Genomic DNA, 24,785 nt, shown 5'->3' on the forward strand with positions numbered 1-24,785 from the left:
GATTACGATGGATTGTGTTTTATGTCATCCGCAAAAGGAAAATGTTGTTTGGAAAAATAAAGAGTTAAGAGTCATTCAGGTGGATGATCCTCTATTTCCTGGCTACTTCAGAGTCATTTGGAATAAACATATTGCTGAAATGTCGGATCTGACCGATGATGAGCGGCAGTTGCTGGAAAAAGTTCTCTTAACTGTGGAAAAAGTAGTCCGAGAACAAATGCAGCCCGATAAAATCAATTGGGCACAATTTGGCAATATGGTTCCTCATTTACACTGGCACATCATTGCCCGATATCGGGACGATTCTCATTTTCCTGAGTCAATTTGGGGGTTGAAACAAAGAGAAGTGGCTGAGGAGAAAGTACAACAGCTAAAAACTAAAGCTAACAACGCCGCAGTTGAAATTCAAAATCGTCTGAACAGACTATTTTAAGAGCCACACTCACTGAGGACTTGCCCATGTTTTTTGGCAAGTCCTTTCAGCGCATTAATTTGTTCATCTGACAGCGCTGCAAAAATCAAATTCACTTTGTCGGTTGGGCTGCCAATTATTCGAGTCATACGAAGGTCGTTCATTTTAAGCCGAGCCTTTGCGCTTTCAAGAAATTGCTGTGCTTGTTCTTGTGTTGAAAAACTGCCTAATTGAACAGCATTTAATAGAGGCCCAGAATGAATAACGCTTGCTGAACGATAACCCTTTTTTCTCACCTGATCAGCTAATGCTGCCGCCCCTTTTTGGGTAGTAGTCGGAATAATAAAAACAACATGTGAGTCGGCAGATAAAACGGACTCAACACGGACCACTTCCAAAAGCTTAGCGGATTCGATTGAGCGGTTGATGGCAGGCAAGACACGTCTGGAAAGGGGACCCATTTTGTAGCAAACCGGTAGTTGATCGGTTAAAACAACCTCAGATCCGACTTTTTCAATTGGTAGATTTTGAGACAAAGAATCAAAATTTTTCTGTGCGGCTGAATCTTCGATCAAATCTTTTTCTTTCTCTTGATCCGGCTTCTCTAGGAGCACAGGAGCCGATATTTTTTGAGCTTTCTTCTGATATTGCTCAATGTAATCTTGCAGATTTTGAACGGGCTCAATGTTGCCCATTGCCTCAGGAAAAACCTCCTGCTGAGCACGATCAGTGTAATGAGCGGAAACTTCCTGCGGTTCTATTACCCAATCCTTAAGACCATCCCAAGCATAGATGACCACACACAGTAGACACAGGATTATTGCCAATGCTCTCATCTTACAAACTCGCCATTGGCACGTAGTGCTAAACCCCTCAGCACTAAATTGTGTTTGATAATGCTATTAGGAAATTCTTTTTGTAGATAGGGTGCAAAACGACTGACAGCACCACCTGCCAAAACCAAAGTCGGTTCAAAGCCGTGTTGCTGCATTACTCTCATTCCCCTCTCGATTAATCCTAATTGAGAATCCACAATACCGGTCACAATTCCGGTCATGGTATCGGTTGGAAAATCCTCATACTCTCCATCTGCTTTCGGTAACGTAGCGGTGCCTGTAACAAGACTGTCTCTCATTAAAACAACACCAGGAGCAATTCTTCCACCCGCAAAGACCATTGCTTCACCTTTAGGGAAGACGCAATCCACAGTTGTTGCCGTCCCAACATGAACAACTAAAAGGGGCCTGTTTGGCAAAAAATAAATGGCACCAATAGCTGCGTGCCAACGGTCTGACCCTAATTGTGTTGCTGTTTTATAGGAATTAATTAAAGAAAATGGACCGTCATAGCGCTCTTGAGCTTTTAACCAAGTAACTTTTGAACCCAAAGACTCAATCAGACGAGTTACAGATAACGTCAGGTCCCTGGAAGCCACAGAGCAACCATAGACATGCTTATAAGGAATTTTTTCCAATGAAGACAATAACTTCTCTGAAAAGTTATGTGTTCCACCATGCACAATGGTATGGGGAGATTCCGGATCATCCGTTGTCGCCCACTTGAGCGCCGTGTTGCCAAGATCAATTAATAAATTCATTTCTTCTTAGACCGAATACTGATGCTGCCCGATTGCAAGACCTTTATTTCCTGATTGGTACGGACCAGCAAATGACCTGTCTCATCAATTCCCAACACAAGAGCATCGTAAGGTTCACAACCTTCTTCAAGGACACTCACGGTTTGGTTTTTATAAGCTGCAATTGTATCCCAGAGCGCTTGTGTTCGTTTTAATCCTTCAGAACGAACGTTATTGATGGCAAAAACGACTGCTGAAGATAAAAGCTTTAACCAAAACTCAGTCTTTTCAATGTCAGATAAAGGCAGTGCATCAGCAAGACAAGCGCGGCCGTACCCATCATTTCTTAAGCCGTCCTTTAAATTCAATCCAATCCCGACAACCAGCACAAAACGGTGATCCGGACTTTTGGTTGTTTCTACAAGAATGCCTGCTAACTTTTTTCCGTTTAAAAGGATGTCATTGGGCCACTTTACCTCAGCCTTGACTCCTTGTTTTCGCAAACTTTCAGCTACTTCTGTACCAATTGCCAGCGTCACACCACTAATCTCACGCAAATCTCGTCCAATCGGCACGGCTACAGAGAACATCAGGCAATGATCACCTCCATCCCAGTGTCGTCCCCTGGTTCCTCTCGCATTTGTTTGATTGATTGCTCGGCGAACAACAATAGCGGACAAAATTTCTTTCTTTGCTCTGTTTAGCAGATCTGTATTCGTTGACCCCGTCTCCGGCACACATTCATATTGAATACTTAAAGTATTTTCCATGGTTGTTGATCCTTTAATAAGTCAATGAAAAAACTGCTAATGAGCGTAACAAAAGATTTAAAAAGCCTTTAAAATTACCCGCTTACATTTAAAATATCGACGGTTGACTCCATTTAAGAATTCACTGACGTTTAGCGAATGATAAGACTGTTTTTTTCTTTCCTCTGTATTTTATTGGGTTTCGTGAGTGTAGCGAATGCGGCGGCACCACAATTGAAATCTCAATCCTGGATTCTCGTCGATCGGTTAACGCACACTACGCTGGCTAATAAAAATGCAGATGTCCGTACCAATCCGGGAAATACCGTTTTACTGATGGTGCTGTATACAGCAGAAAAAGCGATAAATGAAAAAATCATCAGCCGCACCTCTTCTATTACCGTAAATAACGATGCACTGTCTATTCCTCCATTAAATGCCGCTCGTTTTTATTTAGAGCCCAACCAATCCGTCACAGTATCGGATCTTGAAAAAGCCATTGCAGTCATGGGGGCTAATGATGCGGCGGTAGCGCTAGCCGAGGGGATTTACCAAACGATTGATCGCTTCGTTGAGAAAATGAATGAAAATGCCAAAAAGCTAGGCATGAAAAACACTCATTACACTTCTTTAATTGGCACCAACGATAAAAATCAATACTCTACCGCTCGCGACACACTGATTTTGGCCAACGCCCTGTTAAACGATTGTCCGGAACTCAGTGATATTTGGACGATTAAAAGTCTCAATAATGGTGTATTGAACCACAATAACAGCAACAGTTTTTTGTGGCGAACCGAGTCCATTCGCGGCTTACACCGTTCACATTTTCAGATGAAATCATGGGATAGTGTTATCTATTACTCACGTGATTATGTTGAGGCAGATACACGATTTTCGCGTGAATTGTTAGCTGTAACGTTAGGAGCTGAAAGCGACCGACAAAATACCGATGACACAATGAAACTGGTCAATTGGGGTGCTGATAACTATAAAACTTTACTGCTTTACCCTGCTCTCGAAACGATTGACCGTTTGCCGGTTGAATTAACCGATGATGGAAAAGTCCGTGTAGGTGTGAAAGAAAACGTTTATGTTACGCTTCCGCGTGACGCTATTCTTCAAAAAGGAATGAAGGGTTTTTCGGCGACAGTATCTCGTCTGGATCCTCTGGTTGCTCCGATAAAAGAAGGAGAACGCATAGGCGAAATAACCGTATACTTCAACAAGAAAATAGTGGCTAAAAGTGAATTAGTTGCATTGCATGATGTTCAAAAATCAAACTTCTGGCGTCGGCAATATCAACGCCTAAAAGCACTGGTCGGATTACAATAGAGCTATTATGAAACAAGAAAAAGAATTGCTTGAATTTCCTTGTGATTTCCCCATTAAGGTTATGGGATTTGCTGATCCCCAATTTGCCAGTACCATCGGGGAGTTAGTTAAGGAATTTGATCCTTTGTTTAACCCGGAAACAATAGCGAGAAGACCGAGTAAACAAGGTCGTTATGAGGCTTTGCATATTGTCGTACATGCCACTGGACGAGAACAACTCGATTCTATTTATATGGCATTAACACATCATCCGATGGTCAAGGTTGTTCTCTAATGACTGATGTTGAGAACGTCTCTGCCCACTCTGTAAAAGCTTGGTTACTAGCCATACGTCCAAAGACATTTGGCGTGGCCGTCGCTCCTGTGTTGGCATCTTTAGCTGTTTGCTTGTCTGACACTGGATTCATTAATCCGGTTACGGCTGCATTAACGGCATTACTGGCCATTGTTATGCAAGCGATTACCAACATGGAAAACGACTCTGGGTATACCAAGAGAAAGGCGGAAAGAACAAACAGAAAAGGTTTGCCAAGAGCGACTTCATTAGGACTCTTAAGTATTAAAGAGGTAGAAATCGGAATTTTGATCGCTTCTCTTATTGGCGTTGCGATTACTATTTATTTCATTTACCTGACGCATTGGTTCTTTTTATTGGTAACAGTCGCTTCTATTGCTGCCGCTTACTTATACATGGGAGGACCTCGCCCGATTGCCTATACCCCCTATGGTGAAATTGTTGTCTTTATCTTTTTTGGATTGGTAGCTGCAATTGGCACCTATTATTTGCAGGTCCAAGATATCTCGGTCACTATTCTTATCGTTGGGTGTGCGCTTGGACTCATTGCCTCTGCGGTTTTATGTGTTAATAATTTCAGAGACCGTGAGCATGATGAATCTATCCATCGCTACACCATGGCAGTTGTTTTAGGGAAATCGCTTACCGTTGCTGCATACCGATTAATGTTATTTGTTCCCTATGGTTTAATCTTATGCATTGTCGCCATGGATTGGACTCGCTATCCCTATCTTTTAGTTTTTATTTCTTTATGGAAAGCGTGGAAATTACCACAGGAACTCACAAATAAAACAGGATATGAGTTAAACGGTACCTTGTTTGCGACCGTTAAATTAGAAGTCTTTTTTGCACTCACTTTAACCTGTGGTGCTTTGATTCATGCTTATTTGAAATGGTTCGTGTAACAAGCGCTGAAACCTATTTAGATTTCAGCGCTTGCCTCAATGATTATTGGCGGGCCATAGGCAGGACTAATTGATCAGTATTGACCTTATTTTGCATCATGCCATTTTCAATCAAGAAAGTTTGATCTAATTTAAGGCTATTCATATCGTTATCGGTAATGACATCAAAGTAGTGACTCCATTGTGCTAACTTCTTTGCGTCATCCAAGCTCACGCCCTCTTCTTTTGCTCCCATGGCAATAGCCTGTTCATAGTTATCACCAATCCACTTAGTGGTTTGTCTATGAACTTTGACAATTCTTTCTAGCAAGGGCTTATTTTCCTTAACAAACTTTTCGCTAGCAGCCATGACCAATAAAGGATTAACATAACCGTCTGCTGTAACAATGGTCTTTGCCCCAGAAGCGTTGGCCTTAATAACCAATCCTGCTGCTAGCAGAGCGGCGTCCACATGCCCACCCAACAAGGCTGCTTGTGCTTTGGCAGGATCCATTTGGAGAAACTCAACATCTTTGATATTCATGCCTTTTGAATTCAGGGCAGCCACCAAGATTTGATGTAACGCTGTTCCTTTTGGCCCCGCTACTTTTTTTCCCTTTAAATCTTCGATTTTCATCTGCTTGCCAGGTTTACCCACTACGGCAAATACTTGGGTCGGACGAGCAACCCCAGTGGCTATGTAGATCTTATTGCCTGCCCCATTAGCCATCAATAATGATGCCGTATTCATAACAGCACTTACATCAAGCGACCCCGCAGCCATAGCCTGAGCTTGTTGAGCTCCTGAATTAATGGATACCCAATTAATCTTAATACCGTCCTTTTGAAATTCTTTTTCCAAAAGCTGGTTTTGTTTCATCACAATATTTTGAAGATTAAAAGGTGACTTCACGTAAGCAACATTAATTTCAGATGTAGCTGCTTGTGCTGCTGACAACGATCCTGTCAAGACCATCGCGGTAACGAGTAATAATTTTTTCAATGTCATTTCCTGCCTCACTAAGAATGAGTTAAAAGATTCAAAACTTTTGCTGCGTATTCAACAACGTGCATATTGGTTACTGTTCGGGGATGCGGTAAATCTATATTCAGCGTATCCACTACCTTTGCTTGAGACAAAACCATTACCCGATCAGCTAAACGAACTGCTTCATTAACCTCATGAGTAATCAAAACAACGGACATTTTCTTTTGCTGTTGGATTCGCTCAAAGTCGACTTGTATTTGCGCTCGGGTTATAGCGTCTAGAGCACCAAAAGGCTCGTCCATCAATAAAATATCTGGGGACTGCACTAATGCACGAGCCAGAGCAACCCTTTGAGCCATCCCACCTGATAATTCTGAAGGATAATAATTTTCTGTGTGGCTTAATCCCACCAACTCGAGCACCTCACAAACGGTTTTTCTCTGTTTTTCTCGAGATTCTTTTCGAATTGGCAACGCAACATTTTCGAAAACCGTTTTCCAAGGCAATAACCGATGATCTTGGAAAACGACCCCAACTCTTCTATTGCTCTCAATTTGAATTTGCCCCTTTGTTGGCATGAGCAAACCAGAGATCAAACGAATCAAAGTACTTTTACCGCAGCCACTTTTTCCTATAATGGCCAACACTTCACGATCGTACAGTTCTAAAGAAAAATCTTTAAGAATCCAATGTTCATACCCCGGGTAGCGAAAACTGACATTTTGCACGCTTGCTATCGTCATTTTTTACTCCAAGGAGCGACTTTAAAGAGTGCCTTCTGAAAAAGGAAATCTCCCAAAATACCCAAGATGGCAATCATAAAAATGCCAACAAACACTTGATCGGTACGAGCCATCTCGGAGGCATCAGAAATTAAATAACCAAGCCCAGAAGAGGCGGCGATTAATTCAGCACTGACCAATGCTCTCCAACTGTAGCCGAATCCAAGGCGCAACCCGGTAAAAACTGCAGGCAAAGCCCCTGGAAACTCTATGTGTTGAATTTTCTCAAAAGTACTTAAATTCAAAGTTTCAGCTAATTCCCCATAACGGTAATCTAATTGCTTAAATCCACTATAAGCATTTAGATAAATAGGAAAAAAACTGGCTAAAAGGACGATGGTTAATTTAGCGGTTTCCCCTATTCCCAACCATAAAATGAGTAAAGGAATTAAGGAAAGAGGAGGAATCATCCGCAAGCTTTCAAGAAGCAAACGGGATTGAGTATGAAGAGCTTCATACTTTGCAAAAAAATAGCCCATGGGTAGTGCTATTAATGCAGCAATGATATATCCCCCAAATGCTCTTCCTAGACTGGATTGAACATGCACCCAAAGAAGACCATTTTCACAAAGCTCTATAAACGCCGCAAAAACAGCCTCCGGGCGGGGCAATAGATAAGGATTAACCCACGAAAAAGCGGACGCAAACCACCATAGCGCAAAAAGCGCTACAGGCATCCATAAAGATAGAATCACTGAACGCACGTCGCTAACCGCAAACGATAAAAACCGTTATTGCAAACGCACTTCCGTAGAAGAAACTGGTTCTTCAACAATGTTATTCGTTGTCGTGTAGGCCGGTTTTTCAGCTTGAGGCTGAGACAATAATTTGAGACGTTCTTGGACTTCTCGTGTACTCAACACTTCAAACGCTGTGACGACTGATTTAGTACCCGGAACACGGGAAGCTATATCTGCAGCCTTTTGTGCTTCTTCCTGAGTGACTAGGCCCATCAGATAGACAATGCCACGATCAACAGTTACCTTCATTTGATTTAAAGATACTCCTGATGTGGTGATCAACTGTGTTCTTACCTTACCGGCCAATGTAGAGTCAGACATTCTTTGTGTCACAGAGGACACAGGCCCCACCATTAATTCATTGACAACAGAACTGACTTCTAAACTATTCTGAGCCACGCGCTGAGCTGTTAGTTTGTCACTCTCACTTCCGACTTCACCTGTTAATAAAATACGACGATTGTAAGAAGTTACAGTCAAGTGAAGATTATTTGGAATGGCTTGAGAAATTTCATAATGAATCCTCTTTTCCATCACCTCATCGGCCATTTGAGCACCGGTTGTACGACGATCGGTCGTAACAAAGGCCGTTGTACCGACTGCACCGCCGATCAAAACAGGAACACAACCACTCAAAGCGGTAACACCGAGAGTAACTGCAGATAGCGACAAAATAATAGATTTAATACGCATATTTATCCAACCTTTACGTGTCTACTCAGTATAGTAGCATTACGCATCAATGAGAATGATTTAATTATTTGAGAAGTTATCACGATTTATTGCTCTTGTGTAAAAGGCCTGGATATCTTTGTGAATATTTATTTAAAAATGTGGATAACAATCAAAAAAGATAGAAGCTTAAAAGTTATCCACAAAAACTCACATTTTATTCATACGATGTACACAGACAAATTAATCAAATAATAAACAGTCTAATTAATTGAAAAATAAAACAAAAGAGAACTTATCCACCGAAAAAGTTTCGCTTATTATTATGACTATTAATTAAAAATAAAAATATGACTTATTAATAACTTTTCATCACAAATGTCATCAATCCCCTTTGTTTCTTACTAAAAAATTGTGGATAACTTTGTGGATTATTTGGGATAACCTATTTAAGTCTTTGTTATTTCGGACAAAAATTTATAATTCGCAAAATTATGCGTATATGTTATATCTATTTGATTTATAAGTAAAAATTGTAAATTTGATAATACTCAGAATATTGATAATAAAGCCTCAATCCCCTGACACTAGCGGGATTGAGGACCTTTATTTTTTGTGGATAACTTTGTGGATAAATCTTTTAATTAGTCTGATTGTTTTTCTAACAATGTTTTAACAGAATTTTCTCTCGTTACACCAAAAGGAATTAATACACTTGGAACAGCATGAGCTGCAGACTGTAAGTGCTGAATTTGGTCATCAAAGAAAATATGAGGGCGAAGCTGTTCAAGGACAAACTGCTTGGGCATACCGTCCATTAGAAAAAGTTCTGCGGCATTCATTCCCCAGCTTTTTAGTGTTGTAATCAGTCTTTCTTCGCTTGGTGCTCCTCGGGATGTGACAATCGAGATCCTAATAACCGGCTGATAATAAGGATCTTCTTTTCCCCTTCTCTGCATGTCTAATTGTTGAAAGTAGGCTAACTTTTTAAAAAGTTCGGTTAAAGGGCCGGCGTTATGAGGTGAGTCAACATGTTTACTTTCATAATCTTGGAAACCCTCTAACCCTGATTGTTTGTATTGCTTTTCACTGTCGTCATCAATGACAACCCCATCGAAATCAAAGGCAATTCGTAATCCTTTATCTTCCTGATCATCTTTGGCCTTTGAAGGAAGCACCAAACCGGCCGGATACCCCATTTGAGTGGCTTCTAAAACACTTTTACTATTGGCACTTAAAAATAACGATGCTCCATAAGCCTTCATGTAGGGAAATGTTGGCTGTCCAGAGGTAAAAGCCCCTCCTCGGATGGGCAGTTTGTAGTATTTACAAGAATTAAAGAAACGTTGGCCGGATTCGGGACTATTTCTGGATAAAACGATAACTCTGAAAGGTTCTTCCTCTTTTGGAAAATATTCATTTAGACTCAATAAACGCCTGACAAAAGGAAAGGCAACACCAGGATTTAAAGGCGTTTGAACGTGCTGAGTTTGGTAGTCTCTATAAGCTTCGATACCTTGATCTTCAAATATTTTGTGCTCAGCCTCTAAATCAAACAATGCTCGGCTGGAAACGGCGACAACTAATTTTTCGTGTGTAGTATCAGGCATTGTTGTTTATCCTAAAAAAAAACGGGAGACTTAATCTCCCGCAAGTGAATTAAATATCAATGTTATTCACAAAGAGCGCGTTATCTTCAATGAAACGTCTTCTTGGTTCAACATTGTCTCCCATCAACATGGAGAAGACATTATCTGAACTGGCCGCATCCTCCAAACGAACTCTCAACAACCGTCTATTTTCTGGCTGCATCGTTGTTTCGGCTAATTGCTCAGCGTTCATTTCTCCCAAACCTTTGTAGCGTTGACGAGTCAATCCAGAACTTGCTTCATTCATCAGCCACTGAATAGCTTCTTCAAAGTTTTTAACGGGATGGGATTTATTTCCACGAACTACACGGGCGCCTTCAGCCACAATTCCCTGTAAATCTTGAGCGGTTTTTACCAACAAAGAGTAATCCGCTGTATTTAGGAAATGAGCGTCCATTCTGGAGTGCCGGACATTCCCATAGACCATTCTTTCAATAGCCAGATAAACACGGTGAGTTTCTTCGTCTTGTTTAGCGATCACCTTTAAGTGTTTATCGCGAATTTGATCCATAAGGGCTTGTGCCGAACGTTGTGCGTTCTCAAATGTGTCAAGATTAATCTTCACACCAGCAGTGATTGCTAGGAGTACAGATCGATCAATCACCAAACTCAAACGTTGAAGAACCTCAGAACTTTGAATGTAGCTGTCGGCTAACTTTTCAAGCTCAGTTCCCCAGATTTTCTCTCCTTTTTGGAACGCTTCTTCATTTCTATAAAGCTCAGCGTCTTTGAGAGCAATCTCTAAGATAACCTTGTTGTATTCATGGTCATCTTTGACGTAAATATCTTTTTTATTGACCGTGATCTTATACAACGGGGGCTGAGCAATGTACACATAACCGCGTTCGATTAAAGGCGTCATTTGACGGTAGAAGAAGGTCAACAGCAATGTTGAAATATGTGCACCGTCCACGTCAGCATCAGTCATGATAATGATGCGGTGATAGCGCAATTTTTCGATATCAAAATCCTTACCGATGCTACATCCCAGTGCCAAAGCTAAGGTACGGACTTGTTCGCTATCAAGTAACTTCTCGTGTGAAGCTTTTTCAACATTCAAAATTTTGCCTCTCAAAGGCAAAATAGCTTGATTCTTACGATTTCTACCAGTCTTGGCAGAACCGCCTGCGGAGTCACCTTCGACTAAGAAAAGTTCGCTTAAAGCCGGATTTTTCTCTTGGCAATCAGCCAGTTTTCCAGGCAGGGACCCTGACATCAGTACTGATTTTCTACTCATGTCGCGAGCTTTTCGAGCCGCTTCTCGCGCACGGGAAGCAGCAACGATTTTTTCGCAAATAGCATGAGCTTCAGCCGGATTCTCATCCAAGTAACTGGCCAACTCCGTATTAATGACATCTTCAACGGCGGGTCTGACTTCACTTGAAACCAGTTTATCTTTCGTTTGCGAACTGAATTTTGGCTGCGGTACCTTGACAGAAAGGATGCAAGTCAAACCTTCTCGCATGTCTTCACCATCAATGTCATTTTTAAGTTTTTTATCCAAGCCTTCCTTAGAAATGTAATTCTTAATGACTCTGGTCATTGCACTTCTAAGACCAGTGACGTGCGTTCCCCCGTCTTTTTGGGGAATGTTATTGGTATAAGCAGTCAAGCGTTCGTTATAAGTGTCATTCCATTGCATTGACACTTCGACCGTAACCGGTACGCCTTGAGACTCTACGGTTTTTAAGGCATAAAACGGTGTTTTATGTAAAACAACTCTATTTTGATTGATGTATTCAACAAAGCCTCTTACGCCGCCTTGTGCATGAAAACGTTCTTCTTTTCCGGTTCTTTGATCCAGTAAAAGAATATTGACGCCGGAATTTAAAAACGACAGTTCTCTCAAGCGTTCAGAGAGTCTTTCAAAACTAAAGGTAATGTCGCTGAAGATTTCTTTATCAGGATAAAAATGGACCAGCGTTCCGCGTTTATCAGTCGGTCCCAAATCAATCATAGGCGACACTTCAACCGGGCCATTGACCGTTTGAATAATTTCGGTTTGTCGATTGATCAGCTTGCCTCGTTCAAATTCGAGAAAGTGAGCTCTATTTTCTCGGCAAACGGTCAACTTCAACCATGTAGACAATGCGTTAACGCAAGAGACGCCGACTCCGTGAAGTCCGCCTGAAATTTTGTAGCTATTTTCAGAAAACTTTCCGCCTGCATGCAGTTCGGTTAAAGCAATTTCAGCTGCACTGCGTTTAGGTTCATGTTTATCGTCCATCTTGATGTCAGTCGGAATGCCACGACCATTATCCTCAATGGAGACAGAACCATCTGTGTGTAATGTGACGACAATTTCATCAGCAAAGCCGGCTAATGCTTCGTCAATCGAATTATCGACAACCTCATAAATTAGATGGTGAAGACCAGATCCGTCTGCGGTGTCACCAATATACATACCGGGACGTTTACGAACGGCTTCTAGTCCTTCCAATACTACGATAGAGGCTGCACCATAGTCATTCGGATTGAGTTTTTTATCAGCTTCACTCATAAATTTTTTCTCTTAAAAACTTAAAAACAGTCTAAAAATTGCTTCTCTTAATTGTCAGGACACCCGCTCTGAAGGTATCCAGAGCGGGTGTGTTATACATGAAATCACGCTACGCACGCGCATTAGGTGCGCATCGGCATGACAACATACTTGAACGAAGAATTATCAGGCATGGTTACAAGCATTGCACCAGTGTTGCTATGCAATGCAAATTGAACCTCTTCACTGCGCAAGTTATTTAAAACATCTTGCAAGTACAAAAGGTTGAAACCAATTTCGATGTCAATGCCGTTGTATTCAATGTCCAAGACATCCTTGGCTTCTTCTTGGTCAGAGTTGGTACTTTGAATTGTCAGGGTGTTATTTTTAAGTTCCCACTTGACACCGCGAAGCTTGGCATTAGCCAAAATAGCGGTTCTCTTTAAAGCACCGAGTAAGACATCACGCTTAATAACAAAGATATTGGTGTTATTAACCGGAATGACACGGTTGTAGTCCGGGAACTTTCCTTCCACCAATTTTGAAGACAAGGTAATGTTGCCCCAGGTAATTCGAATTTCTGCTTCAGAGATAGCAATAGTGATGGACTCATCGCTATCAGGGATCAAACGAAGCATTTCCATGACTGTGCGGCGGGGAACAATACATTGAATGTTTTGTGTCAGCGCAGATTCTAATTTGCCTTCACAGTAAGCCAGACGGTGACCATCTGTGGTGACCACACGAATGACATCACCTTCTACAGATAACAGCATACCGTTTAAGAAATAACGGATGTCTTGTTGGGCCATTGAAAAATGAACCAACTGGAGAAGATGACGAATTTGATTGGCAGGGATAACAAAGCTTTGTGTGAATTGAGCTTCAGGACGATTCGGGAACTCGTCTGCCGGCAATGTGTTGAGCTTAAATGTACTCTTTCCCTGTTTGAGCTCAACTGTCGGGTCAGACTGACTGGGCTGAGACAACGTCACTTCAGAGCCGTGATTAAGTGCACTAATCAAGCTCTGTAACTTAGCGGCATCCACTGTCACACTGATATCCGGACCTTCTGCTCCAATGTCGGCAAAAGTTTTGATTTCAATGTCTAAATCAGTTGCAGTAAAGTCAACGCGTGTGCCAACCTTAGAAATCAAAATATTGGACAAAATGGGCAGCGTTTGGCGTTGCTTTCCGACAATCCCACTGACAGCTTGAACCGGAGTTGCGAAAGCTTCTCGCGGGCTCTTGATGATCAACATTCCCTTATCCTTTTAAACAAGTAAACCATCTTCAACAGGCAAATCACCTGCCGTTTAACCTCCCAATTTTAGTGGATTTTATAAGGATTTGGGAGGACGAAATTTCCTAATTCGTCTTAATTTTTAAGCATTTGTTCTAGAACGTGAATTTGGTAATTCAGATCTTTGTCCTTTGCTCGAGCATCGGTAATTTTTTTAACACCGTGCAAAACCGTTGTATGGTCACGTTTACCAAAACGCTCCCCTATCTCGGCCAAACTGCTTTTAGTCAATTCTTTGCAGAGGTACATTGCAATTTGTCTGGGGACGGCCACTTTCTTAACACGAGTTTTGGAATACATTTCCGCTAAAGAAATCTTGAAGTATTCAGCCACCATACCTTGAATGCGCTCAACAGTTAGTTGGGCTGTTGAGGCAACGAGCATTCCTTGTAAGGCTTCTCTTGCTTTATCAACAGTAACTCGTCCTTCATTGTTGAACTTAGCAAAGGCGATGACAATGTTGAGAGCCCCCTCCAACTCTCTGACGTTACTTTTGAGATGCCGGGCAATAAAGTAGGCAACATCATCGGGCAAGTCGAAGCGTTGAGCAAAGGATTTTTTCTGCAAAATTGCGACTCTGGTTTCTAATTCCGGGGGTTCCACCTCGACCGATAAGCCGGAAGTAAAACGAGAAATTAGCCGTTCGTCCATATCCTTTAGGCTTCTAGCGTAAGTGTCGCTCGTAAAAATGATTTGTTTGCCGTGGGGGACCAATTTTTCAAAAACTTCAAAAAGTTTTTGTTGAATTTGTCGTTTACCACCAAGGTACTGAATATCATCGATAAACAGAGCGTCCAAATTTTGATATTTATGATCAAACGGAGCGTAGTTATTTTCCCTAACAGCAGTGGTGAAATCATTAATAAATGTCTGTGTACCCACGCAAAGCACACGGGCCTCGGGATTGTTTTTCAACATTTGGTTCCCTACCGCGTGCATAAGGTGCGTTTTTCCTAACCCCACTCCCCCATATATAAAGAGCGGGTTGTAATTTTTTCCAGGATTATCCCCTACACTTTTCGCGGCAACGTAGGCTAGTTGATTAGATGAACCGGCAACAAAGTTCTCAAATGTTTGTTGTGAACGCAAACCACAAGCGTAAGCTTGCTCAGAAAGCGTTTCCTGAGTATTTTCTGCCGGGACTAAATCCAATTGTGCCTGCGCCGCTTCCACCATTCCTTCTGTTTGGTGGTACTGAACGGTTACGGCATCGTGGGCAATAGCTGATGCAACCGAAGAGATCCTTGTACTGAAGTGAGTCTCAATCGTATCAATAGCTTGCAAAGTTCTATGCCCTAAAATGAGGGTACGATTTTTTTCGTCCCAATTAATGCAGACGAGAGTCTTAATCCAGCGCTCAAAATCTTGTTGGTCAATAATATTGGCCAGCTGGATTAAACATTGTTCCCAGAAATTCATAAAGACACTCCGAGCAACTTTTATATTTTTTATAAACAAAGTAAGAATAACAACGGGGAAAACTACATCCGTATCCCCTCACATATTCGTAGACGCTAGAGAAAGTAAGAGCGCCACACCAATAGCCGTCGAAGCTAATGATTTAAAGATTCAGCGACTAGAAAAATAGTCTTTTAATTTGTCAAATTGACAAATTCCAATAAAAACAAATAATTATTAATTGTTTTTATATAAAAAAAAGATAACTTTCAGACGAAAAAGCCTCCCGGATGTAGGAAGCTTTGAGTCATTGTACTGATAAAAAAAAGGCTCTGTTTTGTTGAGGTTGCTTAAATAATAGGCAGTCAACTGTGGATAACTCAAAATATTTTTACCACTGCCAATAAAAACACTAGATATTGGATAAAAAATTTTTTTACCTAAACCTAGTGTTTTTCCTACTAACAAATTCAGATTCACTTGTTCTAGTGAAAAGATTCCCTAAGATATTAAAAAACTTGACAAAACATAGGTTTTTGATGTGTAATACCATGTTTTTCACGGATCTGAAACAACCAAGGCCGAAGTGAAAGGCCGGGGAGGGGTCTGTGTTCGGGATCCCTACAGTGATCTCTGTAAGATTTTTACTATCCAATATTTTTTAAGGATTGTCGTCATGGCTACCAAACGTACTTATCAACCGTCTAAGGTCAAGCGTGCTCGTACGCATGGCTTCTTGGTTCGCAGTCGTACCAAGGGCGGTCGTCGTGTCTTGGCTGCTCGCCGCGCCAAGGGACGTCACGTTCTCGCTCTCTAATTGAGAGAATCTCACGGCGGAAGTTGGCCGTGAATGCTACGGTTAAAAAACCGAATGGGCTGCCTCGAAGTATCCGTTTGATAAAATCGGCGGAGTTCGGGGCGGTTTTGTCTGCAAACAAAACGAAATTAATCCGAAGCTATTCGGATTTTTTCACAATTAGTGCCTTAAAGACTGATCAAATCGGATTGGTCCGCTTTGGGTTTACCGTTGGTAAACAAAATGCTCATTTATCAGTCGAAAGGGCATTAGTGAAACGGTTGTTGCGGGAAAAAGCCCGAACGAGTCGTCAAACACTTATTCAAGCGCTTTCAGATCGACAATATGGTTTAGATATTAATTGCCGATTGAAGTGTAGATTGCCAGATTGCAGTCAAAAAGACTTAAGTAAGAAGGCAAGAAAAATTTTAATTCGAAACGACATTGAAAAACTCTTTGGGTATTTTTTATCCAAAGTGTCTGTCTCATCGAGGGAATCAAAGTGAATGCCCCGAGATCCGTACTGATTGCATGTATTCGGTTTTACCAACTCGTGCTATCACCTTGGATTGGGAGGGAGTGTCGGTTTCATCCGACCTGTTCACAGTACTCAATAGAGGCCATTGAACGTTTTGGAGTTTTAAAAGGAAGTTGGTTAATGGTGGCGAGGATTGTTCGTTGCAATCCTTTTGGGGGCCATGGTTACGACCCGGTGCCGGCGTCTTTTCAATGGTTTCCTTGGAGACACCATAACTGATTTTTCATTATTTCAACGATAGATAAGAGAGTCCATATGGGACGCGAATTACAACGTGCTTTTTTGTGGATGATTTTCTTGTTGGCACTTTTCATGCTTTGGGATGCATGGCAGGTGCGCAACGGTAATCCATCCTTCTTTGGAACTCCTGAAGCCGTTCAGGAACAAGTGGTTGAAAATACAAATACCACGGCAGCAGCAGGGGATGTAAAGGTTCCTGCTGACAGCAAAGCGGTTGCATCTGAAGTCAATGTAACGATTACCAAACCGGTAGTTGTGACCACAGATCTTTTCAAAATCACTTTTGATGCTAATGGCGCTTCAGTAGCTCGTGCAGAGTTATTAAAGGAACGTCAAACGCCGGATTGGAAAACTCGAGGCTTACCTGGCTTAATTTTGGGTGAGGAAGAACAACAAGACGCTGGTAATGTGGTTTTGTTTGATACCTCTGCGCAGCATGTTTATAAGGCTGAGACCGGTCTTGTTGGTGGCAACTTCCCAAACCATCGCACAGCTTTCCGCTTAATCACTGACACGTTGGATATGAAAGAAGGACAGGATACTCTTAACGTGAGTTTCGCTGCTTCTCAAGGCAACGTTGAATTGATTAAAACGTATGTGTTCCATCGTGGACATTATGGTATCGACGTTAAGCACGAAGTGCGTAACAAGGGCAATGTGGCTATTTCTCCGTCTGTTTATATGCAGTTGACACGTGACGACGGTAAAGTGGCTAGCGATAGCGCTTTCTACAATACGTTTACGGGTCCCGCTGCTTATACAGAAGCTGAAAAGTTCCAAAAGATTGATTTTGATTCCATCGCGGATAATGACACCGATCTTCCTTCTCAGTCGAATGAAGGTTGGATTGCCATGTTGCAGCATTATTTCTTAACAGCATGGGTCCCTCAGCAAGACATTAACCGTGAACTTTATACTCGTCAGCTTGATAAGCATCTTTATGCCATCGGTTCTATCGTTGCGGTGGGAGAAGTTGCTCCTGGAGCTGAAAAAGTAGTTGACAGCACGCTTTATGTCGGTCCTCAAGATCAACGCCGTTTAGAGTACATTGCTCCGAACCTTGATTTGGTGGTCGATTACGGTTGGTTGACTTTCTTGGCTAAGCCGATTTATTGGTTGTTGGCTTTCCTTCAAGGACTGGTCGGTAACTGGGGTTGGGCTATTGTTTTACTGACCGTGTTGGTTAAGGCAATTCTCTATCCGATTTCAGCTGCTGGCTACAAGTCCATGGCTCGTATGCGTGATGTAGCTCCGCGTATGAAGGCTATTCAAGAGAAATATGGCAATGATAAGCAAGCGCTTAATCAAGCAATGATGGAATTGTATCGTCGTGAAAAGATTAATCCTGCCGGCGGTTGTTTCCCGATCTTGCTTCAAATTCCCGTTTTCTTGGCCTTGTATTGGGTGCTGTTGGCCACAGTGGAATTGCGTGGAGCCAGCTGGCTGCTTTGGGTCAATGATTTGGCCAGCCCGGATCCGTATTTGATTCTTCCGCTGTTGATGGTCGCTACAATGATCATTCAGATGAAGATCAGTCCGCGTCCGACTGACCCGACTCAGGCTAAAGTTATGATGATTATGCCTGTTGTCTTTGGTGTGATGTTCTTCTTCTTTGCTTCTGGTTTGGTTCTGTACTGGTTGACGAATAACGTCTTGTCCATCTGGCAACAATGGTACGTCAACAAGCAAATTGAGAAGGAAAGAATCAAGAGAACAATCTCTTAAAGATAAGGTCTTTTGATGATGAAAAGAGGCTCTGGACGGGCCTCTTTTTTATTGCCTTGATTGACCAAAAAACACCAGTAGAGGCCACAGCCAGACAGAGGCGAACCACAATAATATGAACCTTAAAGAAAGTCGTTTTTTCTCGGATTTATATGTCTTGAAGAAGATAGTAATAGCGCCTGAAATAACCCAAAGCAAAATGGCCCCATACACCATGACACGTACTTCATAGCTATCACCAATAAAAGAAGCGACGTAAGCAGAAACGGGTACAGATGCAGCAATAGCGCAACAGGCCCCAATCAGGGCGTTGCCAAAAAAAGGGGATTCATTATCTTTAAGTGACATAGGTATTGGAAATTAATTGTTCATGGTAAAAATTTAGCAAAATTTATCATTGAGTTGATAAAGACGAACAGTACGGTGCGATAATTAGCCTTATTTTCAGAGGTTTATATGCCCATTTATTCTGACAAAGATCCTATTGTTGCAATCGCTACCGCTTCCGGAAGGGGTGGTGTTGGCATTGTGAGACTATCGGCAGATGATAGCTTTATTGAGGGTTTTATCAAAGATTTTTTTGGTCCATCTGAACATTTTAAAGCTAGATATGCTCATTATCGTCCGTTTAAAGATCGCAATGGAAACCAGATTGATGAAGGATTGGCCTTATATTTTCCCGCGCCTAAGTCTTACACTGGAGAGTCCGTATTAGAGCTACAAGCTCATGGTGGCCCTGTCATTTTGAAGTTACTTCTTCAAGAGATTTTACGTGTCGGTAAAAGCAAAGGATTACGTTTAGCAGAGCCTGGCGAATTTACCAAGAGAGCATTTTTAAACGGGAGAATTGATTTATCACAGGCCGAAGCCGTTGCTGATTTGATTGATGCCACAACAGAGGGGGCAGCTCGGGCAGCGTCTCGTTCATTAAGCGGAGCTTTTTCGTCTTGTATTCATAAGGTGGGGGATAAAGTCATTGAACTTAGGGCCTTAATTGAGGCTATTTTAGATTTTCCAGAGGAAGAAATTGACTTTATCCAAAGTACACAGGCTCGTGAACGTCTTTTGAGTATTACAAAAGAGTTTGAGGAGCTAATGCACCAGTCACAGCAAGGCTCCATCCTGCGAGAGGGGGTAACGGTAGTTTTGGTGGGTAGTCCCAATGTAGGGAAATCGAGCCTTATGAATCAGTTGAGTGGTTCGGATGTGGCTATTGTGACCGATGTAGCGGGTACCACTAGGGACAAAATTGAGAATCAGATTTCTATTGAAGGGGTGGCTTTAAGACTGGTTGATACGGCTGGCGTGCGTGAAACGACCGATAAGGTTGAATCAATCGGTATTGAGAGAACCCTGCAAGCCGTAGAAGGCGCTGATATTGTGTTGCATTTAATTGATGCGACAAATGAAAATTCCGATGAAGAAGGGCAAAAAATACTAAAACAAGTGATGCAGAGGGTTTCAGCTGGTGTTCCGGTTCTGCAGGTTTTCAATAAGTGTGATTTAAATGCCAAAATTAATTGGAGAGGGGAGTGGATCGGTATTTCTGCTAAAACGGGTGAAGGCATTCCTGAATTAAAACAAAAATTACTTACTCTTGTGGGTTGGGAAAATAAACCTGAATCGACATTTTTAGCGAGAGAACGCCATTTAGAAGCGCTTAAAGATGCTTATGAACACTTAAAATTAGCCAATCAATTTGTCAATCTTGAAAATCCCCCATTAGATTTATTGGCGGAGGAATTACGTCTTTGTAATGAATCGTTAGGATTTATTCTTGGTGAAACTACCCCTGACGATTTATTGGGAATGATTTTTAGTAGATTTTGTATTGGTAAGTAATTGATTTTACTAAATAAATTATAGATCAATAATAATCTGTTTCACGTGAAACGAGGAAAAAATGGATTATCCGGTTCGATTTGATGTAATTGTTGTTGGATGTGGTCATGCGGGAGCTGAGGCATGTCTCGCATCAGCAAGAATGGGTTGCAAAACCTTGTTGTTGACCCATAATGTAGAGACGATTGGGCAACTGTCTTGTAATCCATCAATTGGTGGGATTGGAAAAAGTCACTTGGTAAAAGAAGTAGATGCTATGGGTGGAGCCATGGCTCAGGTGACAGATGAATCGGGGATTCAATTTCGAGTTTTAAATAGTTCAAAAGGTCCTGCCGTTAGAGCTACTAGAGCGCAAATTGACCGAGAGTTATATCGGGTTGCAATGAGAAAGACCATTGAGAAGCAGGAAAATTTATGGGTCTATCAACAGGGTGTAGATGATTTAATTGTTGAAAATGGTAGGGCTGTAGGAGTCGTTACTCAAACGAATGTTCGTTTTTATTCGAAAGCTGTGGTCATAACGGCTGGAACATTTTTGCATGGGTTAATTCATATTGGTCTTGAACATTATCCGGCTGGTAGAGTTGGTGATCCGGCCAGTATTAAATTAGCTCAGCGATTAATTGATTTAGGTCTTCCTAAAGGACGATTAAAGACAGGTACGCCAGCTCGAATAGATGGGCGAACAATTGATTTTTCTCGTTGTGAAAAACAGTTGGGGGATTTTGATCCTATTCCTAGTTTCTCTTTGTTGGAACCTCAAAAAACTCATCCTGAGCAAGTTCCGTGTTGGATCACTAATACTAATGTTAAAACGCATGAAATTATTCGCGCGAATCTTGATCGCTCACCCATGTTCTCAGGAATAATTGAGGGGATTGGTCCGCGTTATTGTCCGTCTATTGAAGATAAGGTCGTGCGTTTTGCAAGTAAAGATTCACATCATGTGTTCTTAGAGCCGGAAGGTTTGAATACTCATGTGTATTATCCGAATGGAATTTCTTCGAGTCTACCGTTTGATGTTCAAATTGCTTTTATGCACACAATTCCAGGTTTGGAAAACGCACATTTTATTCGTCCCGCTTATGCAATTGAATACGATTACTATGATCCTAGAGAACTAAAAACGAGTTTAGAAACAAAAAGTATCGATGGTCTGTTTTTTGCTGGACAAATTAATGGCACAACGGGCTATGAAGAAGCAGCTGCTCAAGGTCTTTTGGCGGGTTTGAATGCTGCCTTGCAAGTTAAAGACAAAGATTCGTGGGTTCCTAGAAGAGATCAAGCTTATCTTGGTGTTATGGTTGATGATCTTATTACAAAAGGGGTCACTGAGCCGTATCGTATGTTCACTTCAAGAGCAGAATATAGATTGAGTTTAAGAGAAGATAATGCGGATGAAAGATTAACTCAAATCGGCAGAAATTTGGGTCTTGTTGATGATGTGAGATGGGAGTTTTTTAATAGAAAAAAAGAAGCCATTGAAAAAGAATTGCAACGTTTGAGAAGTACCTGGGTGTATCCCTCTTTGATTAATGAGGAAGAGTCTGTACGAGTATTAGGTACTAAGTTAGAACGAGAGTATTCGTTATTCAATTTGTTATCTCGTCCGAATGTTTCACATGAAACACTTAAAACTTTAAGAAAAAATGATGGTGAATTGGTCTCCGATGATATAAATCTGAGTCAGTCTGAAGTCGAGCAGATTGAAATTACAGCAAAATATTCTGGATACATTAACAGACAAAAAGAAGAGGTATCTAAACTTCTGGAACATGAAACAACAAAGATTCCCTCTAATTTTGATTACGATAAAGTCAAAGGTTTGTCCTTTGAAGTTCGGCAAAAATTGAAAGCTCATCGGCCAGAAACAATAGGTCAGGCCGGTCGGATTAGTGGAGTAACACCGGCCGCCATAAGTTTGCTTCTCATTTTTATTAAATCTCGTAAATGGATGGAATAGTTGGTGTAATGATGTTTTTTTTAGATCAAAAAAGATTAAAAGAGGGGATTAAGGAATTAAATTTATCTGCATCTGATAAGCAACTCCAGATGTTGGATAAGTATTCTGAGCTTTTATTCAAGTGGAATAAAACTTACAACCTAACAGCGATTACGGATAAAGATGATGTGCTAACGCATCATATTCTCGATTCTTTATCCGTCGTAAATGTATTTAAAAACTATTTAGCTCCAAACGGCTCTATGCTTGATGTGGGCTCTGGCGGAGGTTTACCAGCTATTCCCATTGCTATTATGTTGCCGAATTGTAAAGTCTCAATGGTTGAAACAGTGGGGAAAAAAGCTGCTTTTTTGAGACAAGTGACTTTAAATTTAAAACTAACTAATGTACAAGTTTTTCATGAAAGAGTCGAAAATTTAAACCATCCGCCTTTCGATGTAATTTCTTCTAGAGCTTTTTCCTCTCTTAAAAATTTCATTGACCTCTCAAAACATTTATTAAAAGAAGATGGATATTGGTTAGCGTTAAAAGGTCAGAAGCCTGATGCTGAATTAAAAGAGATTAAAAATGTTGTTTCAATCGTAGTACAGGAAGTTAAAGTTCCTTTCCTAAATGAAAATCGCAATATTGTTATTGTAAGAAATGAATAATTACGCTTTACTTGTGTTTTATATAAATATATATTGCACAAGAAATAAGCAAATTATAAAAAATATTATAATTATCAAATAGATGTATAAGTAACAAAAGTGAACCAGTTTAATTTACATTGATCAATAAATAGGCAAACAAAGTAAATATTTAAAAAGATATTAATATTGATATGTTTCATGTGGAACATGTGGAAAAAGGTTTTTTTGTTTTTTTTGAAATAACTTCTTAAAAAACGAGATTTTTTTTGTTTGTTATGTAAGAATGCAACTTGATCTGACTTTTTGTCCATTGGAAAGAGGTTTGTGGTGTTTGATCAAGTTATCAGCACTTTTTTGTTTGCTTTCGCATCATTTATTCCAGTTTTAAATCCTTTTGGTGGGGCAATGTTCTTTTTGGCCCTTACGCCTAATATTGATGACGAAACGAGAAAAATGATGGTTAATCGAATAGTTTTTTATTCGATGATCATTATGTTAGTGAGTCTTTTTGCGGGACATTTAATACTGAGTTTCTTTGGTATTTCAATGGGTGTTTTGCGAGTAGGGGGTGGCTTAGTTCTGATTTCTGCGGGTTGGAAAGCCTTAAATGAAGCAACTCATGATGATACGGAAAATACATCCATTGAACCTCCAAAATCTAGAAAAAAATTACTTTCAATGGCCTTTTATCCTATTACGTTGCCTCTAACCATGGGGCCAGGGATGATTGCTGTATCAACGGCGATTGGTACAGGTATGATCGGTCATGGAACGGCGAATTTGGTAGGTTGTTTGTTAGCAACTATAGCTACTCTTTTAACGGTCTACGTATGTTATAGATACTGCGATAGGGTAAGTCAGGCCGTTGGAGCAACCGGTGCGGACGCTTTGTCTCGAGTGTTTGCTTTCATTCTTCTGTGTATTGGTATATCAATTCTCTGGCAAGGTTTTACCGAATTGTGGTTAGCCATGCCGAAAGCATAAGGGTCTATAAATGGCTTTAACATTCTGTGTAGCTAATCAGAAAGGTGGTGTAGGAAAAACAACTACAGCTGTCAATCTTTCTGCTGCCTTGGCTAAATTAAAACAAAAGGTCCTTTTAATTGATTTGGATCCTCAAGGAAATGCAACGACTGGTAGTGGAGTAAGTAAGGATTCCATTACCGAGACGGTTTATCCACTCTTATTTGGTCAAGCAACATTTGAGCAAGTTGTTGTTCATTCTGAAGACGCTGGATATGATATTTTGCCGGCGAATCGCGAATTGGCTGGTGCAGAAGTCGAGTTGGTACAACTAGAAGATCGCGATGAAAGGCTTAAGAACATTCTGAAGGAACAGGATAGAAATTACGATTTTGTAATTATTGACTGTCCTCCTTCCTTGTCCATGCTCACAATTAATGCCTTGTGTTCGGCCCGTGGTGTAATTGTTCCTATGCAGTGTGAGTACTTTGCAATGGAAGGGTTAACGGATTTGATTGGGTCTGTCAGAAGAATTCAAGCGGCAAAAAATCCTGATTTGACCTTGATTGGTTTATTGCGGGTGATGTTTGACCCGCGAGTGACTTTGCAGCAGCAAGTCAGTGAGCAATTGAAGGAATATTTTGGTGACAAAGTATTTAAAACAGTCATACCACGTAATGTTCGTTTGGCTGAAGCTCCGAGTTATGGTCTGCCTGGGGTTTTGTATGATAAGTCCAGCAAAGGAGCAAAGGCTTATCAGGAATTTGGCGCTGAATTTCTAAAACGAATGAAAAAGTATAAGAAGCAAAGCAAGGAGAAATAGA

At 41.0% G+C, this 24,785-nt stretch carries 25 protein-coding genes; 13 read left to right on the forward strand and 12 right to left on the reverse strand.

Translation table 11 applies throughout. The features are described from left to right. Positions 1 to 7 precede the first annotated feature (7 nt). Positions 8 to 433 (forward strand): HIT family protein, encoded by a 426-nt coding sequence (locus tag M3080_RS01765; protein ID WP_022472284.1) that lies wholly within the window; start codon positions 8 to 10, stop codon positions 431 to 433. Here the strand turns inward: M3080_RS01765 and M3080_RS01770 are convergent. From M3080_RS01770 to M3080_RS01780, 3 genes are read right to left on the reverse strand one after another with little or no spacing between them, the layout of a single operon-like run. Further along, entirely contained in the window at positions 430 to 1,248 is an 819-nt protein-coding gene (locus M3080_RS01770) for an SPOR domain-containing protein (protein ID WP_249091645.1), read from the reverse strand. The genes M3080_RS01765 and M3080_RS01770 overlap by 4 nt on opposite strands. Further along, on the reverse strand, positions 1,245 to 2,009 hold the full coding sequence (locus M3080_RS01775) for a type III pantothenate kinase (RefSeq protein WP_022472286.1): 765 nt from the start codon (positions 2,007 to 2,009) through the stop codon (positions 1,245 to 1,247). The genes M3080_RS01770 and M3080_RS01775 overlap by 4 nt, the downstream gene beginning before the upstream one ends. After that, positions 2,006 to 2,758 carry a biotin--[acetyl-CoA-carboxylase] ligase gene (locus M3080_RS01780; protein ID WP_249091646.1) on the reverse strand — a complete coding sequence of 251 codons (753 nt, stop codon included), beginning with the start codon at positions 2,756 to 2,758 and terminating at the stop codon, positions 2,006 to 2,008. The genes M3080_RS01775 and M3080_RS01780 overlap by 4 nt, the downstream gene beginning before the upstream one ends. A 138-nt stretch (positions 2,759 to 2,896) precedes the next feature. Here M3080_RS01780 and M3080_RS01785 point away from each other — a divergent pair, with 138 nt between their 5' ends. From M3080_RS01785 to menA, 3 genes are read left to right on the forward strand one after another with little or no spacing between them, the layout of a single operon-like run. Further along, the gene (locus M3080_RS01785) at positions 2,897 to 4,072 is read left to right on the forward strand and encodes a D-alanyl-D-alanine carboxypeptidase family protein (RefSeq protein WP_249091647.1); all 1,176 of its coding nucleotides are present in this window, start codon (positions 2,897 to 2,899) and stop codon (positions 4,070 to 4,072) included. Between the two features lie 7 nt (positions 4,073 to 4,079). After that, positions 4,080 to 4,346, forward strand: coding sequence for a YbeD family protein (locus M3080_RS01790; protein ID WP_022472289.1), 267 nt, complete (start codon positions 4,080 to 4,082; stop codon positions 4,344 to 4,346). After that, positions 4,346 to 5,272 (forward strand): 1,4-dihydroxy-2-naphthoate octaprenyltransferase, encoded by a 927-nt coding sequence (gene menA / locus M3080_RS01795; protein WP_022472290.1) that lies wholly within the window; start codon positions 4,346 to 4,348, stop codon positions 5,270 to 5,272. Before M3080_RS01790 ends, menA begins: the two co-directional genes overlap by 1 nt. A gap of 43 nt (positions 5,273 to 5,315) precedes the next feature. On the opposite strand, the gene M3080_RS01800 is transcribed toward menA, so the two are convergent. From M3080_RS01800 to dnaA, 8 genes are all read right to left on the reverse strand, one after another. Then, positions 5,316 to 6,260 (reverse strand): ABC transporter substrate-binding protein, encoded by a 945-nt coding sequence (locus tag M3080_RS01800; protein WP_022472291.1) that lies wholly within the window; start codon positions 6,258 to 6,260, stop codon positions 5,316 to 5,318. Positions 6,261 to 6,271: 11 nt separating this feature from the next. Next, positions 6,272 to 6,967, reverse strand: a complete 696-nt coding sequence (locus M3080_RS01805) for an ABC transporter ATP-binding protein (protein WP_249091648.1) — start codon at positions 6,965 to 6,967, stop codon at positions 6,272 to 6,274. A gap of 11 nt (positions 6,968 to 6,978) precedes the next feature. Then, complete coding sequence (locus M3080_RS01810) at positions 6,979 to 7,725, reverse strand: ABC transporter permease (protein ID WP_249091649.1); 747 nt, start codon at positions 7,723 to 7,725, stop codon at positions 6,979 to 6,981. Positions 7,726 to 7,752: 27 nt separating this feature from the next. Beyond that, positions 7,753 to 8,454 carry a BON domain-containing protein gene (locus tag M3080_RS01815; RefSeq protein WP_249091651.1) on the reverse strand — a complete coding sequence of 234 codons (702 nt, stop codon included), beginning with the start codon at positions 8,452 to 8,454 and terminating at the stop codon, positions 7,753 to 7,755. Between the two features lie 623 nt (positions 8,455 to 9,077). After that, the gene (locus M3080_RS01820) at positions 9,078 to 10,043 is read right to left on the reverse strand and encodes a 5'-nucleotidase (protein WP_249091653.1); all 966 of its coding nucleotides are present in this window, start codon (positions 10,041 to 10,043) and stop codon (positions 9,078 to 9,080) included. 49 nt (positions 10,044 to 10,092) lie between these two features. Continuing rightward, a complete protein-coding gene (gene gyrB / locus M3080_RS01825; protein WP_249091655.1) occupies positions 10,093 to 12,582 on the reverse strand; it encodes a DNA topoisomerase (ATP-hydrolyzing) subunit B in 2,490 nt (829 codons plus the stop codon). A gap of 122 nt (positions 12,583 to 12,704) precedes the next feature. Then, a complete protein-coding gene (gene dnaN, locus M3080_RS01830) occupies positions 12,705 to 13,823 on the reverse strand; it encodes a DNA polymerase III subunit beta (protein ID WP_249091656.1) in 1,119 nt (372 codons plus the stop codon). Between the two features lie 116 nt (positions 13,824 to 13,939). Further along, positions 13,940 to 15,283, reverse strand: coding sequence for a chromosomal replication initiator protein DnaA (gene dnaA / locus M3080_RS01835; protein ID WP_022472445.1), 1,344 nt, complete (start codon positions 15,281 to 15,283; stop codon positions 13,940 to 13,942). Positions 15,284 to 15,938: 655 nt separating this feature from the next. On the opposite strand from dnaA, the gene rpmH reads away from it, so the two are divergent. The 4 genes from rpmH to yidC are packed head-to-tail and all read left to right on the forward strand — an operon-like array spanning position 15,939 to position 18,561. Next, entirely contained in the window at positions 15,939 to 16,079 is a 141-nt protein-coding gene (gene rpmH / locus M3080_RS01840) for a 50S ribosomal protein L34 (RefSeq protein ID WP_205049323.1), read from the forward strand. A gap of 29 nt (positions 16,080 to 16,108) precedes the next feature. Further along, complete coding sequence (locus tag M3080_RS09385) at positions 16,109 to 16,564, forward strand: ribonuclease P protein component (protein WP_428982287.1); 456 nt, start codon at positions 16,109 to 16,111, stop codon at positions 16,562 to 16,564. Beyond that, positions 16,561 to 16,815, forward strand: coding sequence for a membrane protein insertion efficiency factor YidD (yidD, locus tag M3080_RS01845; RefSeq protein WP_249091657.1), 255 nt, complete (start codon positions 16,561 to 16,563; stop codon positions 16,813 to 16,815). The genes M3080_RS09385 and yidD overlap by 4 nt, the downstream gene beginning before the upstream one ends. 36 nt (positions 16,816 to 16,851) lie before the next feature. Further along, positions 16,852 to 18,561 carry a membrane protein insertase YidC gene (gene yidC / locus M3080_RS01850; protein ID WP_022472448.1) on the forward strand — a complete coding sequence of 570 codons (1,710 nt, stop codon included), beginning with the start codon at positions 16,852 to 16,854 and terminating at the stop codon, positions 18,559 to 18,561. Positions 18,562 to 18,609: 48 nt separating this feature from the next. On the opposite strand, the gene M3080_RS01855 is transcribed toward yidC, so the two are convergent. Further along, positions 18,610 to 18,909, reverse strand: coding sequence for a hypothetical protein (locus M3080_RS01855; protein WP_022472449.1), 300 nt, complete (start codon positions 18,907 to 18,909; stop codon positions 18,610 to 18,612). Positions 18,910 to 19,017: 108 nt separating this feature from the next. On the opposite strand from M3080_RS01855, the gene mnmE reads away from it, so the two are divergent. The 5 genes from mnmE (at position 19,018) to M3080_RS01880 (ending at position 24,784) form a co-directional block, all read left to right on the forward strand. Further along, on the forward strand, positions 19,018 to 20,403 hold the full coding sequence (gene mnmE, locus M3080_RS01860; RefSeq protein ID WP_249091658.1) for a tRNA uridine-5-carboxymethylaminomethyl(34) synthesis GTPase MnmE: 1,386 nt from the start codon (positions 19,018 to 19,020) through the stop codon (positions 20,401 to 20,403). A 61-nt stretch (positions 20,404 to 20,464) separates the two neighbouring features. Continuing rightward, positions 20,465 to 22,366, forward strand: coding sequence for a tRNA uridine-5-carboxymethylaminomethyl(34) synthesis enzyme MnmG (gene mnmG / locus M3080_RS01865; protein WP_249091659.1), 1,902 nt, complete (start codon positions 20,465 to 20,467; stop codon positions 22,364 to 22,366). Continuing rightward, a complete protein-coding gene (gene rsmG, locus M3080_RS01870; protein WP_249091660.1) occupies positions 22,354 to 23,016 on the forward strand; it encodes a 16S rRNA (guanine(527)-N(7))-methyltransferase RsmG in 663 nt (220 codons plus the stop codon). The genes mnmG and rsmG overlap by 13 nt, the downstream gene beginning before the upstream one ends. A 309-nt stretch (positions 23,017 to 23,325) precedes the next feature. Beyond that, positions 23,326 to 23,982 (forward strand): MarC family protein, encoded by a 657-nt coding sequence (locus M3080_RS01875; protein ID WP_249091661.1) that lies wholly within the window; start codon positions 23,326 to 23,328, stop codon positions 23,980 to 23,982. A gap of 10 nt (positions 23,983 to 23,992) precedes the next feature. Then, a complete protein-coding gene (locus M3080_RS01880; protein WP_249091662.1) occupies positions 23,993 to 24,784 on the forward strand; it encodes a ParA family protein in 792 nt (263 codons plus the stop codon). The last annotated feature ends 1 nt before the right edge of the window (position 24,785 follow it).

Origin of the sequence: Parasutterella secunda (assembly GCF_023336895.1) — a bacterium.
In the GTDB taxonomy this organism is placed as follows: domain Bacteria; phylum Pseudomonadota; class Gammaproteobacteria; order Burkholderiales; family Burkholderiaceae_F; genus Aphodousia; species Aphodousia faecalis.